The sequence below is a fragment of the Peribacillus sp. NPDC101481 genome, from assembly GCF_044767165.1.
In the GTDB taxonomy this organism is placed as follows: domain Bacteria; phylum Bacillota; class Bacilli; order Bacillales; family DSM-1321; genus Peribacillus.
In genome coordinates this window covers 1,487,057-1,504,033 of record NZ_JBIWNJ010000002.1, presented here as the reverse complement: position 1 = coordinate 1,504,033, position 16,977 = coordinate 1,487,057, and the positions used below count along the sequence as shown (strand labels likewise).

The following is a 16,977-nucleotide window of genomic DNA, read 5'->3' as shown; positions in this document are numbered from 1 at the left end:
AAATGGGGCTTTTAATATTGAATGATTTCACCTTTTAAACTTCCTATTGGCGATATAACTAAATTAGCAAACTCCCATGCATAGCATGCTTTGACTTAAGAAAATATAAATACTCTATTCCTTCAGCGGTAATCTTAGTGCCGGCCCTTCCTCTGCCTTTGACGACAAACCCTTCGATTTCTAAAATATCCAAACGGCGACGAATCTGCTGAGGGGACAAGACAAAGTCCGATTCTTTACTTTGATTAGAAATCAGTTCTCTGCTTGCCGCTTTTCCTTTATCGTTGTATTGCTTAATTACTTCCAAGATGAAAGCGCGCTCCTGATTTTCCAACACACTTTCACAGACGGGATAATCTGCCGTCACACTGTCTTCCTTATTCCCGTGCATGAACGGAAGGTCACTTTTCGTCACGACATTCCCCTCACAAACCGTCAACATGTAATCGATTGTACTTTTAAGTTCCCGTATGTTGCCGGGCCATTCATATTGCATGAAATATTCCAGTACGTCTTCCTCTACTTTTACCCACTTCCCGCTTTTTGTGATGAGGTGCTTTATCAAAAGTGGAATATCCACTCTTCTCTCTTTGAGTGACGGTATGTAAAGATTGAGCACATTCAGGCGGTAAAACAAGTCTGTTCGGAATGAACCGTCCCGCATCTTATCATGAAGGTTTTTATTCGTCGCGGTAATCACCCTGACATTAACGGGAATGATTCTCTTGCCGCCAATTCTGCGGATTTCCCCCTCCTGAAGAACTCGAAGCAGATGGGATTGAACGGTGAGACTTATGTCACCAATTTCATCCAAAAAGATCGTCCCTTTATCCGCCATTTCAAACAGTCCTTTCTTTCCTCCCCTTTGCGCTCCTGTAAATGCCCCTTCCTCGTAGCCGAACAATTCACTTTCAAGTAAAGTTTCTGTTAAAGCGCTACAGTTAACCGCTAGAAATGGCCCGTTCTTTCGCAATGAATGCTCATGAATCGCATGAGCAAACAGCTCTTTTCCTGTACCTGTCTCTCCCTGAATCAAAATCGGATGCTCCGACAAGGCAAGCTTCTTGGCAATCTGCTTACGCTCTTTCATTACTTCATTCTCGCCGATAATATCGTCAAAGCAGTATTTTGAATAAAATCCTTGATTGCGCATTTCTCTTTGTGCAGTCTTTTCTATTTCAAAGGCTTGATGTACGCTTTTGAAGGTTGCGACAATTGTATTTTCTTGCATCATTTGCAACCGGAAAATTACGACATCCACGCCGTCTATGTTGAAGAACTTGCTTTCATCATTACCTTCCATGATGAAATCGATAATATCACGGCGATTCATTACATGCTCTAGATACTGATTAACCACATCTTTTGCATCAACATGGAACAATGCCGCAAGCTGGTTATTGAATACCGTTATCAGACCTTCCTCGTTAACGACCAATATTCCGTCATCGACAGTACACAACACATTTTGGATATGATCACTCATTTGCTTGGCATCCCACTCTGCATGTAACAGCTTACGTTGTAATTCAATTATATTACTAATATACCTTTCAGAAATCTTAGAGGATATATCCTTGTGTAAACCACAGCATTCTACAACTTCCAGAATTGTTGTTATATCAAAAAGACGCACGCCTATATCGATTACTTCTTTTATGTAAGAGGGGCACAGATGAGTTTCTCCTGGTGATACAGCTATTTGGACATTCTCATAAAATAAAATTCCCTTCCTGAAAGGGATAAATTGAACATGATCGACACCAAGCTGATATAAGGATTCAATAAGGTTTATAGTTGCATCGTCATCATCATTCACCAAAAGCACTGTCGAACCCTCTGGTATTCTTAATAGCTTGTCAATATATTCATGATTAACAGTTCTCTTTCCCACAATTATTTTCTGGGCATTTACGCCATACATTCCCATTTTCTTATCATAAGCTGCATCTGATGAATACAAGATAATTCCATCTCCCAGAGAATGAGGTATTCCCTCATCGGTAGCATGGCTGTTGACATGAACGTAGTCTCCAATCAGTTGTTCCAGTTGCTCCTGCAAGGCTTCCTTTGTTTTTGAGCTTCCCGCTATAAGTGTAAGTGAGAATTTTGACATAAAAACACCTACCTGTCTTTAATTGGTTTTATTATATCACCAAAAAGAACCAATAATGACCTTTAACTTCAATCCAACCAATAAGTTCTCATAAAAATCAATTACTTCATATTGGCACAGAATTTGCTTATATATTGAATTGTCGTGATTGAGTTGACGTGCCTATGGATTTGAAAAGGAGGGAAACAGCAGAATACTTGAAAAACAGTTGATAGTCGATAGGCTGGCAATATTTTGTTAGCGTATTAGTTCCATGTACTTATTTTAAATACAAAGGAGAGACATTCATGAGCCAAGTAGAAGAGAAGGCTGTTTCGCTTGAAACAGCGGGAGAAAAAGAGAGAAAAATCAATGTTTTTGTATTGCTGCTCTGCATTCTCGCAATAGCAACTCTATTTACTTACATTTTGCCTGCCGGGGAATATACACGGATTGAAGCAGATGGACGGACAACTGTTGACGCCAATTCTTTCAAATGGATAGAATCTGCACCGGTGGAATTGTTCGATATGATAAAAGCTATTCACACAGGGATGGTTGAAGCTGGCAATATTATCTTTTTCTTATTGATTATTGGAGGGTTTTTCGGTGTTTTAAGAGCTACAGGGACGGTTGATGTGCTCATCGCCACAATGGCTCGGAAGTTGGCGACACGTGAAAAGCTATTAATTCCTGTCGTGATGCTGTTTTTTGCTGTAGGCGGCTCCTTAATGGGAATGGCAGAAGAAACACTTGCTTACCTTCCTCTTATCATTCCGCTGGCGTTGGCCCTGGGGTTCGATACAATTACAGGTACTGCCATCGTCATTGTAGGGGCATTGTCAGGGTTCACGACTGCCATCATGAATCCCTTCACTGTCGGACTTGCACAAGGAATTGCTGAATTGCCGATGTTCTCAGGAATAGGGTTACGCCTTATCTTATTTATTATCGTCTACCTTGTTTCCGTTCTTTATATCTATCGTTACGCTATGAAGGTCAAGAAAAATCCTTCTATAGGAATCTACGGAAAATATACAAAAGAAGAAGCAAAAAAACTGCTCCAATCAAGAGCGAAATTAACTGCAAGACATAAATTCATCTTAATCTCTTTTTTGATTAACTATATCGTCTTGGCATTTGGTGTCATCAAGTTCCAATGGTACATTACAGAAATTACAGCCTTATTCATTGTTTTAACAATCGCAATTGGAATCTTCGGAAAATTGTCAGCGGATCAAATTGTCAACTCCTTTACCAATGGATCTGCAGCCTTGCTAGGCGGTGCTTTGATTATTGGCGTATCACGCGCCATTCTTGTTGTATTGAATGATGGGCATATCGTCGACCCTATGCTGCATCAAGTATCTGAAGCTATCCAGCATATTCCGGCCTATTTAAGTGTTGCCGGCATGTACAGCTTCCAAACTCTTATTCATTTTATTCTAGCATCCGGCACCGGTCATGCAATGTTGACCATGCCAATTATGATTCCGCTCGCAGACTTATTGGATATTACACGCCAAACTGCAGTGTTGACTTTCTCTTTTGCGGACGGAATCGGAAATATGATTTTCCCAACCGCTACCACATTAATGGCGGGCTTGGCAATCGCAGGCATACCTTGGACAAAATGGGCGAAGTGGATTCTGCCGCTGGTACTTATTCAATATCTCATTGGATTAATAGCTGTCATAACGGCCCACTTCATCGGATATGGTCCATTTTGATAAAAATCACGAATTCATTACAGGAGGAGAAACGCATTGCTTACTTTAATCAAAAATGGCGAGATATACTCACCCAATTACTTAGGACGGAAAGACGTTTTGATTACAGATGAAAAAATTGCATTCATAGATGACAGAATCGAGATTCCTGACAACTTTGCTCCTATTCATATCATTGATGCGACCAATCTTTTAATTGTTCCAGGTTTCATAGATTCACATGTTCATATTATTGGCGGAGGCGGTGAGGGCGGATTCAAAACCCGCACCCCTGAGCTGATGCTTACGGACATTACGACTTCGGGTATTACAACGCTTGTCGGATTGCTTGGTACGGACGGAACTACGCGTAGAATGGAAAGCCTGCTTGCCAAGGCCCGGGCACTTGAAGAAGAGGGTATTTCCTGTTTCATTCATACAGGCTCCTACCAAGTGCCAGTAAAAACATTGACAGGAAAAATTGAAGATGATCTTATTTTTATTGACAAAATCATCGGTGTCGGGGAAATTGCCATCTCCGACCATAGATCATCAGAACCCACTTTTGAGGAATTGACCAAAATCGTCGCAGCCGCACGTAACGGGGGTATTCTGTCAGGAAAAGCAGGTATATTAGAAGTTCATGTAGGAGACGGTGATGGTGAGCTCTCGTTGTTACATGCAATTGCTGATAAAACCAATATTCCGATTCGGCAGCTCCATCCGACACATATCAACCGAAATGAAGAATTATTCAAGGCGGGAATCAATTACGCTAAACGGGGCGGGTTCGTAGACTTTACAACAAGCACCATTCCTCAGTTTCTGGATGATGGCGAAGTAAAGTGCAGCATTGCCTTGCGCATAATGCTTGAAGAAGGGATTCCAGTAGAACAAATCACCTTCTCTTCAGACGGTCAGGCAAGTCTTCCGTTTTTCAACAACCATGGGGAGTATGCAGGCCTTCAAGTAGGAAAAGTATCTTCGCTATATCACGAAGTGCGTGATTCTGTTTTAGAAGAAGGAATCCCACTTGAAACGGCACTGAAGGTCATCACCACGAATCCCGCACAAGTGCTGAAACTATCAACCAAGGGCAGTATCCAAACCGGCAATGATGCTGATATTGTGCTATTGCAAAAAGATACTTTGGCAATTGTCACTGTAATGGCAAAAGGACAAGTTATGGTAGATAAGGGTATTCCGTTGATAAAAGGGACATTTGAATGAGTTTAGACAGGATACCAATTATCGAAAAATTTTCACGTCTCCCAATAATACTGTGAAGAATCGCTAAAGGGGCGATACTTAAAAAAGTCGAATTCCTAATTTTGAAGGAATTCGACTTTTATTTTTTACAGTCATCATAGCCTGTCTCCTTTTTTGAACTATCAACCTGTTAGTTCATTAGGCAACAAAACCTGTAAATCCTCGATATATATCTACTTTAAGTATCATCTCCATTTATCAAGACAATCGAGAAACCTATCAATCACTTTTTATTTTTGAGCCTCGCCTATGTACATACTAATTCATTTCTTCAGAGAGCCTTGAAGCTAGATAGAGGTCAGCCAAATAAGGAAGTACTATGCAACGGCTGAACTTTCGCCTTCGGATCAATATAGGCTTTGGCATTATTGACTGCCGTAGGACCTTCACCAAACCCGGATGCAATTAATTTAACCTTTCCATCATACGTACAAATATCCCCTGCTGCATAAATGCCTGGAATATTCGTTTCTTGTTTGGAATTAACGACAATTGCATTTTTGCTGATGTTTAGTCCCCATTCTTTAATCGCACCAAGGGAAGAGACAAATCCGTAATTAATAATTAAATCATCTATATCAATCACTTCTTTTTGTTGCGTCTTAGTTTGTTCTAAAACAATTTGCGTAATTCTTTCTGCTCCTACCAGTTCGGAGGGAATATAAGGTGTTTTGACCTCAACAGAGGAATTCACTAATTTTTCCACACTATGTTCATGGGCACGGAATTTATCTCTTCTGTGTATCAATGTTACCTTTTCAGCAATCGGCTCTAACATAAGGGCCCAATCAACAGCAGAATCTCCACCGCCAAGTATCGCCACTTTTCTACCTTTAAAGCGGTTCATATCATTCACGAAATAATGCAAATTCTTATTTTCGAACTGTGTTGAATCTTCCAATTCCAGTTTACGAGGCTGAAAAGCTCCATTTCCAGCAGTAATGATCACTGATTTGGAGAAATGAGTATCGAGGTTTGTAGTGATTTTAAATGTTCCGTCTGCTAGCTTTTCCACCTGTTCAACTGCTTCTTCAAGACAAATTGTTGGTTCGAATACTTTCATTTGTTCTTTTAAATTCTCTATCAATTCCTGGGCCCTTACTTTTGGAAATCCAGCTATATCATAAATGAATTTTTCGGGATAAAGAGCTGATAGCTGTCCTCCCAATTGAGGAAGGCTTTCAAGGATTTTCACCTTTGCTTGCCTCATTCCTCCATAAAACGCCGTAAACAAACCAACTGGGCCGCCGCCAATAATTGTTATGTCATAGACCGTTTTTTCTTCTGTCAATGTAATCACTCCTTATGCTTCCAGGATGGTTGCTCATACTGAATATGATTTATTGGTAGTAAGGCATGTACTGACTACAAGTAATTCTTACTTAATTCTTTGTTCCAAAAATGATGGATAAAATTTGTTGAATATCCACCCTCTCAAAGACGATCTGGATATGTCACAGTTTAAAAATCTATAATTCTGTTATCTGTCACAATCGCACCTAAAATTATTATTCAAATTTATTAGGGTTACCATCAAAGGATAATTGAGCCACTTTTATAGAATCTGTTGGACATCCTTCTGAAGCATCTATCATATCTTCCTCAAGTTCTTCAGGTATAATCGCTGCCCCAACATTATTATCCAATATAACAAACGCAATACCCTCTTCATCGTAATCATAAATATCCGGAGCTGAAGCACCGCAAGCTCCGCAAGCAATACAAGTATCTTTATCCACGATTGTATAATTAGCCATTTTTTGTATCCATTCCTCTCTCTAATCTAGGCCCTGGTTTTTTACTAAAGTATTTGTAGAAGCCTTTTCCTACTCAATATCGTTCAAAAATGCCAAAATGCTCGAATTAAACTTTTCAGGATTTTCCTGATAACATAAATGCCCGCCTTCTGGAATTATCACGAGCCGGGAGTTCATTAACTCTTCATGAATTGCTTCCGACTCCTTTATAGGAGTTACAGTATCCAACTCACCACAAATTACAAGAACAGGGACATTTATATGAGATAACAAACTCATTTGATTTAGATGATAAAGTGAATTTGCCACCGAACGATATCCTGCCGGTCTTATCTGTGTCATAATCTCTTTTACTCGCTTATAGACTTTTTCTGAAGCATGGGGAGATAGCAATGCTTGTATCCTCTTTTCCGCGATCTCCTCAGTAGAAAGGTTTTCAATTGAAAATAATCGATTTTTCAATTTCGTCTCGTTCTCCTCTGGGGTTAGAGCAGCTGCCCCTCTTGTCGAATCGGACAATATAAGTTTATTAACCTTATTAGGGTACAGGCTACAGAACTCTATCGCGATTGCCGCTCCCATTGAATGGCCAAGCAGATGGATTTTTTCCAGCTTTAGCTGATCTAGCATGCCGTTCAGAATATGTGCAAACTCTTTAAAATACTTAAATTCTTTTGCTGGATCTGAACTTTTCCCATAACCCGGTGCATCCCATGCAATTACTGTATAATGCTCCTTTAATTCCTGGATTTGCTCCTTCCATGACTGTGAATTATTACTCATGCCGTGTAATAATACTAAAGGTTCTCCATGACCTTCTTTTTCATAATGAATGCTTAAATCTTCTACTTTTACGTATGGCATAATATCAATCCCCTTTTAAGGTGAATCTCTGATTCTTAAAACACCTGTACTTTAAATATCTTTCTAAAAAAAGCGAATGATTTACTATATTTATATTTCGCATGGAACTAGCTTTCGTTCCAATTATGAAAGTGCTTCCTATCCTGAAGTTCAGCAGGAAATTCCACTTCCGTTCCCTAATTTAGCTAAAACAGTATTAAAAAACTGTGCCAGCTTAGCCAAGGCCCCGCACTGACAATCCGCCATCGCTGGAAATGACCTCACCGGTGATTGCGCGTGATTCGTCGGAAGCTAACAGTACATACGCCGCAACGTGATCTTCCGGCATCTGGGCAAGTTGAAGGATATTCCGTTTTTTTATGCTGCTTGCTTTCGTATCATTATCGACGATATTCACAAATGGACGCAGCGGCGGGATTACAGTAAGTGCTGTCAATGTCCCCCCTGGGGCTACCGCATTTACCCGGATGGAAGGAGATAGTTCGAACGCAAGCTGGCGCATCAATCCAATTTGGGCGTGTTTGCTCGCTGTATACCAAACACCGCCGCCATCTGGATAAAAACTTGCACCGGACACGGTAAAAATAATATTGCCATTTGTTTTTTTCAGTTCTTCAAGAGCGGCTTTCGCCCCGAAAAAAGAGCCTTTTACGTTAATATCGAGAAGGTAATCATATGCTTCGGAAAGCGCCTCAGGAGTCACATCGGCAAATTTGGCAAATCCATCGAACACGCCGGCATTCGCCACGAAAACATCCAACTTTCCGAATTGCTCAACAGTAGCTTGGACCGCTTGCTCATTGTCTTCGTATTTACTTATATCTCCCTGATATGTAAGGATATTTTCACCAAATTCTTCCTTCATTTTCGCTAACGTGTCTTTAGAGCGGCCGATGATGCTCACTTTTGCTCCTTCTTGTATAAAGCGGCGAGTGACAGCCTCTCCAATTCCAGAAGCTCCCCCTGTAATCCATACGACTTTATCTTTTAAGGCCATTCCCATTGTCTCAACCCCTTCTATTATCTTTCAAACGTGATGAACGGTTATACAAATATCGGTTCCTTCAAGTTTAAGTCTTGCAAGCTAGCACATTTTTTCATAATTTTATGTTTTATACACGAAACAATGTTTTTTATATAAATAATTCTAAAATGTAATCGCTTTATTGTCAATGAAAAAAAATGAAACTATCTTCGGGAATACATTCTGCGGTTACCCTTACTACTGCGGTACTCGTCAATAAGTATGATTTTTTTTGTGGTTTCTCAGTAAGATTCTAGCGCCCATCTTACCGAGAAACCCTACTAAAAAACATATTAACTTTTTAGCGCTTATAGTGTTATTTTGTTTCCTGTAGCATTACTTAGGTGATATTCGGCAACTTCTTGTTTAATCATAAATAAGTACGCCACAAACCCAAGAATGGCTGCTACAATCAGCATGGCAATGGAGGGACCAAAATCACCGCCGGACAAATCGCGGCTCCACCCCATAATGTAGCTTGAAAACCCACCCATAATATTCGTGAATCCCATTAAACCGGCTGCGCGGCCAGCTGTTTCAGGTGTTGAAAATTTGATGATGAAGAAATTGGTCAGGTGAAACATTCCTCCTTGAGTTCCCATTGCGAGCCCCATGGAAACGCCAGCGAAAATAGGATTTGGTGCAATGACGGCGATTGTCAAAAATACAGCCGTTAGTATGAAAAGAATCGTCGCAAGTAAACTCGGACGCTTCGTTTTGTCCGCCAGAAATCCGCCAGCCAGGACAAATCCAAGCGCGAATAGCCACGATAATGAAGTAATCCCAGTCATCGCTTCCCTTTCAAACCCTTTGGCCTCAACGAGATATGTAGGCAGCCAAATACTGATTCCAAAGAAAAGAAAGGACGACATCAAATTGCCAAACCAGACAATCCAATAACGATAATCCTTTGCAAAGAATTGCTTCGACTGCACATCATCCGCTTCGTCTTTTTGGCGAATATAGGAGACTTCTTCTTTACTCATGCGCGGATGCTCTTCTGGCGTATTACGTGCCAAAAACAGGAACATTGGAATATTTATAAACAAGTTAAATGCGGCGAGAGCAAAGAACGCTGCCTGCCAATGAAACGTTGAAATAATTAGTATGAGCATAACGGTACCCACCGCCGGGCCAAGGTAGTTTCCAGTGATCCAGAATGACTGTGCCCTGCCAAGCTCTCGTTTATTAAACCAATTCGAAATGAATTTTCCCGATATCGGGATCATCATACCCTCCCCAATTCCGAGGATTACCCTACTGATTAAAAACATTTCGTATGAAGTGGACAGCCCGCCCATTACCATTGTCGCTGTCCATACCAGTAAACCTAAAACTGCTGTTTTCCGTGCCCCTAACTTGTCGATGATAACTCCCCAAAAAATGTTGGAACAGGAGTATGAAATCATGAATATAAAGGAGATCAAGCCAATTTTCGCATTTTTATCCGGGCCAGTTAAACCAAGATCACTTAAAAATCCCGGATCGGTTTGGATAACAGAGATACCTACTTTATCAATCTGTCCGAAAAACCAGAAGAAAAAAATAGGAATCGCAATGTACAACCATCTTTTTTGACCTTGTAACATGTTTTTTCCCCCTTTTAGTTGGATCTTTTGAATGCGCTTTCATGATTTCGATAAAGAAAATGTCTTTCAAACAATCAACTTCACCAATTCCCCCTTTCAAAAGATAGCAGCAACAATTGTTTTATATACAAAACAATGTTACCCATATTTAATGTCATAATGTTATATTTAATTTTCGCAATAGTCAATAATATTCAGATTAATATTTTTTCAACAGAAAAAGTAGTTTTATATTCAAAACTAATTAAGGTGTTTCTTCGATTAAAACAACCAGAAACAATACCTTAACCTTATATCTAAAACCGGATTACGTTTCTGCTAGTTCTCGAGCCTTAGGTAAATAATGTCCAAAAGATGCTGCGAACTAAAAGTCTGCTAAAGTCTCGTGTTCGTTCAAATAAAATGTTTTAACCGGGAACAGTATGGCGGTTTCTAAATACCTGTCCAACATCCCAACTTATGCTGCCGCTTTAGTCCGCCATTTCACAATTTCCGCGATATGTAACCCCAAAATTGAAGTATGATTCACTAATTCACCTCATTCATTATCGTTTTTCCTTTTATAACGATTCATTATAAATTTATAAAAATTAACTATTTTTATTATTTATCACACAATGTTAGCATTTTGTTATAAGTTATTTGAAAGGATGAGAGATGAATGGATATGTACTATTCTGAATTCGCAGTATTCGGGCTGGGCCCCATCGGAATTGAAATTCTACGCAGTGCTTATCAAACGAATCCGCAATCGATTATCGGGGTTGTCGATATTGCTCCCGATAAGGTAGGAAAGGATATTGGATTACTTATCCATGAAAAGGAAACGAACAAGTGTGTAGTCTCTCATATACGGGATGTAAATACAGAAGCTGACCACCCTATCGCCCTACACGCAACCGGTTCCGACGCACAACAAGTATGGCCTCAAATCAAAGAGCTGCTAGATCACGGCTTTTCTGTGGTTTCCACCTGTGAACAACTTTCCTTCCCATGGCATCGCTACCCAATACTTGCAAAGGAAATAGATGATTATGCTAAAGCTAAAGGGCTTAGTGTCATTGGGACCGGAATCAATCCAGGTTTCATCATGGATACTATGGCCATTTCATTTACAACAGTATTGACCACGGTTAACCAAATTAAGGTCAATCGTAAAGTAGATGTTTCGAAAAGGCGCCTCCCCTTGCAAAAAAAGGTCGGAATCGGGATGACCAGAGAAGAGTTTGAATTTTTAGCCCAACGGAATAAAATTGGGCATGTAGGTCTTGAGGAGTCTGTCAGGTTGATCGCCTATGGGCTGAATTGGAAACTTTCAAGTGTAACCAATACCATTGAACCAACGATTGCGAGCGAAAATATGACCGTTCCGCTAACTGCCTTAAAACCAGGGGATGTTAATGGGCTCCATCAAATTTCCACTGGCAAGACAGTGGACGGAAAAGAAATTTCCTTGGATTTAACGATGTCTGCAGGTATTAAACAGGAAGATGAAATCGTTATTGAGGGGAACGAAACCCAAAGGTTGATTGTTCCAAACGGCATCTTTGGAGATACCGCAACTGCTGCAATGATTATCAATACCGCTAAGCAAATTGATGCGCTCCGTAAACCAGGTTTACTTACAATGGCTGACATCGGGGTGCCGAGAAATATAAATCAATCACACTTTGTGCGTATGTAACGGCTAACCAACAATCTTGCGATATAGTCTTTCGATATTGGAAAAGGTGAACCCCGAATGGTTCACCTTTTCGTTTTGGTTCAGCTGAGCATGCCAGCATGACAAAAAACCACCATAAGCGGTGGCTTTACTTCCTATATGTTAGTATGTAGGAATCGACTATCTTATGTAAGCTATCTTATTTCAGAAAAATATATTCCGAAAATGACATGATTTTTCTATTTTCATTTATATGTTTGAGAACCAAGCTTCACGGAAATGGCTTTGGCAGCTTTCGTTACCTTGTCAATCAATTCATCCAAGCGATCTTCCTGAAATCTTGCTTCAATCCCAGCGACACTAATACCAGCTACTATTTCACCTTTACCATTGAGTATCGGTGCACTCACTGCTTTTGTATAATCCTCAAGTTCTGATGAAGTTATCGTGTAACCATTCATTCTCGCTTCATCCAAAGCGTGACGGAGTTCAGTTTTATCCGTTATCGTTCCAATGGCGATTGGTTTTAATTGAATGCTTCCCAAATAATTTTCACGCTCTTTTTCTGGCAAATACGCTAAGATGATTCGAGAATCCCCAGCATACAATGGCGAACGCCTTCCAATGGATGTATAAAGTCGAACAGGATGCAGGGTGTCCACCTTTTCAATATACATCGCTTCATCCTTATCCCTCACAATTAAATTCACTGCTTCTTCAACATCATCCCGAAGGTCTTTCATGATCGGATAGGCGATTGACCTGATATCCAAACGCTCCCCTACCAGTTGACCAAACTGCAGGAATATCAGTCCAAGGGAATAGTGGCCATCTTCGTCCTTTGTTAAAAACCCCATTTCTTCCAATGATCCCACCATACGGTGTAACGACGTTTTCGGCAAATTGGAAAGTTCCATCATTTCATTAAAGGTCAGTTTTGGATGATTTATGAAAAGGGTCAGGATTTGCATGGATTTCACGACCGTTTTATTATGTGCCTGCATACATTGTCTCCTTTCATGATACATGTTTTCCTTAACTATCATTCTATTATAAAACATGAAAAAAGGGATGTAATGCCTTCAGTAAAATATATATTTAAGCGTGAACAAAAAAAAGAAAGCACTCTTAAGAGTACTTTCTCATTGTTTACGTTCTTTGCAGAAGAAACTATATATCCAGCCATTTGTTCAGGGCCAAGGATATCGAAACTTGCAATTCCTTCAATTGCCATTCTTTTTGAAGGAATTGCCGTTCAGCCTCCTTTAAGTTCACCCGTGAGAACTGAATGGATTCCCCTGGTTTAACCTGAGCGATACTTGGTAAATCCGCCGTAATCACCTGAGCTATCTTAGGATATCCCCCGGTTGTTTGGCTATCCGCAAGGAGAATGATCGGGTTTCCATCAGGAGGAACCTGAACGGACCCATTTGTGACCGCTTCAGATAATAACTCCCCATTATCCTTTAATTTCAGTGTAGGGCCTGAAAATCTATATCCCATGCGGTCGGATTGATTGGAAACTTTAAATAAACCCGCTACAAAACTATCTTTACTTGAATCTGTGAAATACTCATATTGGCTTCCATCGATGAAACGGATTAGAGGTTTTCCTCCTGGCATGAACTCCTTCTCATTGACAAACCACTTTGGGAAGGAAAATGGACCTTTGAACGCCCGATCACCAAGATTTTTCGAAGGTTCATTAAACTCCAAGACATCATCAGCCTTTAATGCCCTCCCCATATAGCCGCCAATCTCAGCCCTTAGATATGTGCTTTTACTGGCCATAACTTCGGGAATAGCGAAGCCGCTCGCTACTGTTAAGTAAGCCCTGCAACCTGATTTACACCCTTCAAACCGAAGCACCGATCCACTTTTCACAAGAATGGGCCTCCACATCGGTACAGCATGATTATCGATTGTAGGTGATAAGTTTCCACCCGTTATCGAAATCAGGCAATTTTTCTCGAATTTAATGGTCGGCCCCATTAATGTAATTTCCAAGGCCGCTTCTCCTTCTTCATTGCCAACCAGCATATTGGCAATTCGTAACGAATGTGCATCCATCGCCCCGCTTACAATCACCCCATGTTGCTGGAATCCTTTTCTTCCAAGGTCCTGTATACTAGTCAATAATCCCGGTTTGATTACGCGCAGGCTCACTGTATCTCCTCCTTAAGGATCATTTCTTTATATTCTTGATCCGAAATCGGATGGAACTTCACGATGTCTCCTGCTTGTAATAGACTTGGAGGATTTACATTCGGTAAAAACATTTTGGTTGGCGTCTGTCCGATCAATTGCCATCCACCAGGTGTTGATATAGGATATACACCCGTTTGCATACCGGCGATTCCTACTGCCCCTACCGGAATGGTCATACGGGGAGAGGAACGCCTAGGTGTCGCGATCTTCTCTGACAGTCCGCCAAGAAACGGGAAACCTGGTGCGAACCCAATCATATAGGCCAAATACTCCCCAGTTGAATGAATATGAATGACTTCATCAGTAGTCAAATCATTATAACGGGCAACATATTCCAAATCCGGTCCATATTCCTTCCCATAGCACACAGGAATGGAAACTGTTCGATGTGAGAGTTTCCTATCTTCTTTTAAATCCTGTAATTTCATTTCCAATATGGAACGGACCACTTCATAGGGAGATATGGTTTCAGTATCATTGCTTTGTTTTCGCTCCTTATAAATAACCAATGGATCATAAAAAACCGTCAAATTAGTATAAGCCGGTACACATTCTATAAACCCTGCAAAAGGTTCATCCTCCAGCAAATCCTTAAACAATTTTATTTTTTTGTGAACGCTGTATTCCATTCCATTCCCGAATGTTATCACGATTGCGGAATCGCCCAATGGAGAAAGTGTACATGCAGTTTTTTTCAAAAGCTTTTCCGGCATAGGAATCATCTCTTTCTGTTCGTTATAAAACTCCTAATTTTTCATCACGAATGTCCGTTATGAACATATGTCCAGGTGCATGCGTGATCATGATCTCCGGTTTAGTCTCCATAGCAATGGATTGAGGAGTTACACCACATGCCCAAAAGACCGGGACTTCCCCTTCACGAATCGTTACTGGATCACCAAAATCCGGATGCTGAATGCTGGAAACACCGATCGCCTCAGGGTCACCAATATGGATTGGAGCCCCATGAACTGCAGGAAACCGCGATGTCACTTGAGCTGCCCTCACCACATCCTTTTGTGGAATCGGCCTCATGCTAGCCACCATTTTCCCATGAAAAATCCCTGCTTCGATACACGGGATATTGGTTTTATACATAGGTACATTACATCCCTCTTCAATATGACGAATCGATATATCATTATTCAAAAGGGCGTGCTCGAAAGTAAAGCTGCACCCGATTAAAAATCCAACCATATCGTCTTCCCAGTAGTTTGAGATATCCGTTACTTCTTCCACTAATTCTCCATATTTATATACCCTATATTTAGGAATATCGGTGCGTATATCCCCAGAATTTGCTGCAAATGCGGGAATGGGTGAACCAATTTCCGTAACGTCCAGCAATGGACAGGATTTAGGGTTACGCTGACAGAATAATAAAAAATCAAAAGCATGCTCTTTTTTTAAGATGGCTAAGTTCGCTTGTGCATAACCGTTAGCCATGCCAGCTGTCGGTTTTATCAATTCGTTGTTTCGAATCATTGAACGCAACTCAGCCGGGGTAGCTTGAGAAAGGTCGATCATTAGTATTCATCTCCTATTACGAAGTGGCAGAAAGTGACAAACTGACACGCCACTTCCACCTTTATTTATTGGATTTTCATTCATTAATCATTAAAAAAGTGCCGGCAGTTGTTTCATTAATGTATATACGCCCATTAACGCCATGATGACAACCACGAATACACCGGAAATCGTTAACCATAAAGGATGCTTATAATCACCCACGATGTTTTTCTTATATGCGGCAATTAGCAATGTTCCAAGAGCAATTGGTAAGATGAGTCCATTAATTGCCCCAACTACAAGCAGTACTTTAACCGGTTGACCAATTAATAGAAAGCAAATGGTCGATACGGCTATAAAGCCAATGATTATCCAGTTTGCCTTATTATTTATCTTTTCGCTGAAAGTTCTGATAAATGAAACCGAAGTATATGCCGCTCCAACAACAGACGTGATCGCTGCAGCCCACATGACGACACCAAAGATTTTATATCCTATATCACCGGCAGCGAGCTGAAAAACGGATGCTGCAGGGTTATCCGGATTAATTTGTAAACCTTTCGATACAACACCAAGTACTGCTAAAAATAACGCAACACGCATGACTGTCGTAATCAATATCCCCATTACCGAGCTCTTCGTGACCTGAGGTAATGAGTCAACGCCCTTCACGCCTGCATCCAATAGACGATGGCCTCCCGCAAAAGTAATGTAGCCGCCTACAGATCCACCCACTAATGTAACGATTGCGATAATATCGATTTTATCAGGTGCAAAGGTCCTCACTACTGCTTCCCCGACTGGAGGAGAGGTTGTCCAAGCGACATAAATCATCAAACAAATCATGAAAAATCCGGCAATTTGCGTAAAACGGTCCATGGCTTTCCCTGCTTCTTTCACTACAAAAATCAGTACGGCGATGACTGCGCTTATTGCCGCACCGGCTGTTGGGGATATTCCCGTCATTGCATTAAGACCTAATCCAGCTCCTGCTATATTTCCAATATTAAAAGCCAGCCCCCCCATAACGATCAGAGCTGCCAGTACATAACCCAGCCCAGGAAGGACCATGTTTGCAATTTCCTGACCGCGTTTTTCGGATACAGCAATAATGCGCCATACATTTGTTTGGGCAAATATATCAAGAATGACCGAAATAAGAATAACGAATCCGAAACTTGCCGCAAGACTTTGGGTATAAACGGTTGTTTGCATTAAAAAACCAGGCCCTATTGCCGATGTTGCCATTAGGAATGCCGCACCTAACAATAAAGTGCGGTTCGTTTTTGG

At 40.8% G+C, this 16,977-nt stretch carries 14 protein-coding genes; 3 read left to right on the top strand and 11 right to left on the bottom strand.

All coding sequences use genetic code 11. From position 1 onward, the window contains the following. Positions 1–58: 58 nt before the first annotated feature. Complete coding sequence (locus tag ACIROD_RS17205) at positions 59–2,116, bottom strand: sigma-54 interaction domain-containing protein (protein WP_402942357.1); 2,058 nt, start codon at positions 2,114–2,116, stop codon at positions 59–61. Positions 2,117–2,403: 287 nt separating this feature from the next. On the opposite strand from ACIROD_RS17205, the gene ACIROD_RS17200 reads away from it, so the two are divergent. Next, positions 2,404–3,825 carry a YfcC family protein gene (locus tag ACIROD_RS17200; RefSeq protein ID WP_402942354.1) on the top strand — a complete coding sequence of 474 codons (1,422 nt, stop codon included), beginning with the start codon at positions 2,404–2,406 and terminating at the stop codon, positions 3,823–3,825. Positions 3,826–3,861: 36 nt separating this feature from the next. Further along, positions 3,862–5,034, top strand: coding sequence for a beta-aspartyl-peptidase (gene iadA / locus ACIROD_RS17195; RefSeq protein WP_101221844.1), 1,173 nt, complete (start codon positions 3,862–3,864; stop codon positions 5,032–5,034). A 337-nt stretch (positions 5,035–5,371) separates the two neighbouring features. On the opposite strand, the gene ACIROD_RS17190 is transcribed toward iadA, so the two are convergent. The 5 genes from ACIROD_RS17190 to ACIROD_RS17170 all read right to left on the bottom strand — a co-directional run bounded on the left by ACIROD_RS17190 (position 5,372) and on the right by ACIROD_RS17170 (position 10,307). Next, the gene (locus ACIROD_RS17190; protein WP_260357467.1) at positions 5,372–6,364 is read right to left on the bottom strand and encodes an NAD(P)/FAD-dependent oxidoreductase; all 993 of its coding nucleotides are present in this window, start codon (positions 6,362–6,364) and stop codon (positions 5,372–5,374) included. A gap of 217 nt (positions 6,365–6,581) precedes the next feature. Continuing rightward, a complete protein-coding gene (locus ACIROD_RS17185; protein ID WP_101221842.1) occupies positions 6,582–6,830 on the bottom strand; it encodes a ferredoxin in 249 nt (82 codons plus the stop codon). A gap of 69 nt (positions 6,831–6,899) precedes the next feature. Then, a complete protein-coding gene (locus ACIROD_RS17180; protein ID WP_402942350.1) occupies positions 6,900–7,694 on the bottom strand; it encodes an alpha/beta fold hydrolase in 795 nt (264 codons plus the stop codon). A gap of 214 nt (positions 7,695–7,908) precedes the next feature. Continuing rightward, complete coding sequence (locus tag ACIROD_RS17175; protein WP_232782869.1) at positions 7,909–8,697, bottom strand: SDR family NAD(P)-dependent oxidoreductase; 789 nt, start codon at positions 8,695–8,697, stop codon at positions 7,909–7,911. A gap of 329 nt (positions 8,698–9,026) precedes the next feature. Then, positions 9,027–10,307 carry an MFS transporter gene (locus ACIROD_RS17170; protein WP_402942347.1) on the bottom strand — a complete coding sequence of 427 codons (1,281 nt, stop codon included), beginning with the start codon at positions 10,305–10,307 and terminating at the stop codon, positions 9,027–9,029. Positions 10,308–10,968: 661 nt separating this feature from the next. Between ACIROD_RS17170 and ACIROD_RS17165 the strand changes: the two genes are divergently transcribed. Continuing rightward, positions 10,969–11,991, top strand: a complete 1,023-nt coding sequence (locus ACIROD_RS17165) for an NAD(P)H-dependent amine dehydrogenase family protein (RefSeq protein WP_402942344.1) — start codon at positions 10,969–10,971, stop codon at positions 11,989–11,991. Positions 11,992–12,215: 224 nt separating this feature from the next. On the opposite strand, the gene ACIROD_RS17160 is transcribed toward ACIROD_RS17165, so the two are convergent. The 5 genes from ACIROD_RS17160 to ACIROD_RS17140 all read right to left on the bottom strand — a co-directional run bounded on the left by ACIROD_RS17160 (position 12,216) and on the right by ACIROD_RS17140 (position 16,935). Beyond that, complete coding sequence (locus tag ACIROD_RS17160) at positions 12,216–12,974, bottom strand: IclR family transcriptional regulator (protein ID WP_402942341.1); 759 nt, start codon at positions 12,972–12,974, stop codon at positions 12,216–12,218. Positions 12,975–13,140: 166 nt separating this feature from the next. After that, the gene (locus ACIROD_RS17155) at positions 13,141–14,136 is read right to left on the bottom strand and encodes a 5-oxoprolinase subunit C family protein (protein ID WP_402942338.1); all 996 of its coding nucleotides are present in this window, start codon (positions 14,134–14,136) and stop codon (positions 13,141–13,143) included. Then, positions 14,133–14,891, bottom strand: coding sequence for a 5-oxoprolinase subunit PxpB (gene pxpB / locus ACIROD_RS17150; protein ID WP_402942336.1), 759 nt, complete (start codon positions 14,889–14,891; stop codon positions 14,133–14,135). Before pxpB ends, ACIROD_RS17155 begins: the two co-directional genes overlap by 4 nt. Before the next feature lie 22 nt (positions 14,892–14,913). Further along, positions 14,914–15,705: a putative hydro-lyase gene (locus tag ACIROD_RS17145; protein ID WP_402942334.1), complete on the bottom strand. Its 792-nt coding sequence runs from the start codon at positions 15,703–15,705 to the stop codon at positions 14,914–14,916. A 90-nt stretch (positions 15,706–15,795) separates the two neighbouring features. Then, on the bottom strand, positions 15,796–16,935 hold the full coding sequence (locus ACIROD_RS17140; protein WP_402942974.1) for an NRAMP family divalent metal transporter: 1,140 nt from the start codon (positions 16,933–16,935) through the stop codon (positions 15,796–15,798). Positions 16,936–16,977: the final 42 nt, after the last annotated feature.

Excerpts from the sequence above, each read along its gene's own strand:
- ACIROD_RS17160 (WP_402942341.1), bottom strand. The coding sequence starts at position 12,974 with ATGCAGGCACATAATAAAACGGTCGTGAAATCCATGCAAATCCTGACC.
- ACIROD_RS17165 (WP_402942344.1), top strand. The coding sequence starts at position 10,969 with ATGGATATGTACTATTCTGAATTCGCAGTATTCGGGCTGGGCCCCATC.
- ACIROD_RS17170 (WP_402942347.1), bottom strand. The coding sequence starts at position 10,307 with ATGTTACAAGGTCAAAAAAGATGGTTGTACATTGCGATTCCTATTTTT.
- ACIROD_RS17185 (WP_101221842.1), bottom strand. The coding sequence starts at position 6,830 with ATGGCTAATTATACAATCGTGGATAAAGATACTTGTATTGCTTGCGGA.
- pxpB (WP_402942336.1), bottom strand. The coding sequence starts at position 14,891 with ATGCCGGAAAAGCTTTTGAAAAAAACTGCATGTACACTTTCTCCATTG.
- ACIROD_RS17180 (WP_402942350.1), bottom strand. The coding sequence starts at position 7,694 with ATGCCATACGTAAAAGTAGAAGATTTAAGCATTCATTATGAAAAAGAA.
- ACIROD_RS17200 (WP_402942354.1), top strand. The coding sequence starts at position 2,404 with ATGAGCCAAGTAGAAGAGAAGGCTGTTTCGCTTGAAACAGCGGGAGAA.
- ACIROD_RS17175 (WP_232782869.1), bottom strand. The coding sequence starts at position 8,697 with ATGGGAATGGCCTTAAAAGATAAAGTCGTATGGATTACAGGGGGAGCT.
- ACIROD_RS17145 (WP_402942334.1), bottom strand. The coding sequence starts at position 15,705 with ATGATCGACCTTTCTCAAGCTACCCCGGCTGAGTTGCGTTCAATGATT.
- ACIROD_RS17140 (WP_402942974.1), bottom strand. The coding sequence starts at position 16,935 with ATGGCAACATCGGCAATAGGGCCTGGTTTTTTAATGCAAACAACCGTT.
- ACIROD_RS17205 (WP_402942357.1), bottom strand. The coding sequence starts at position 2,116 with ATGTCAAAATTCTCACTTACACTTATAGCGGGAAGCTCAAAAACAAAG.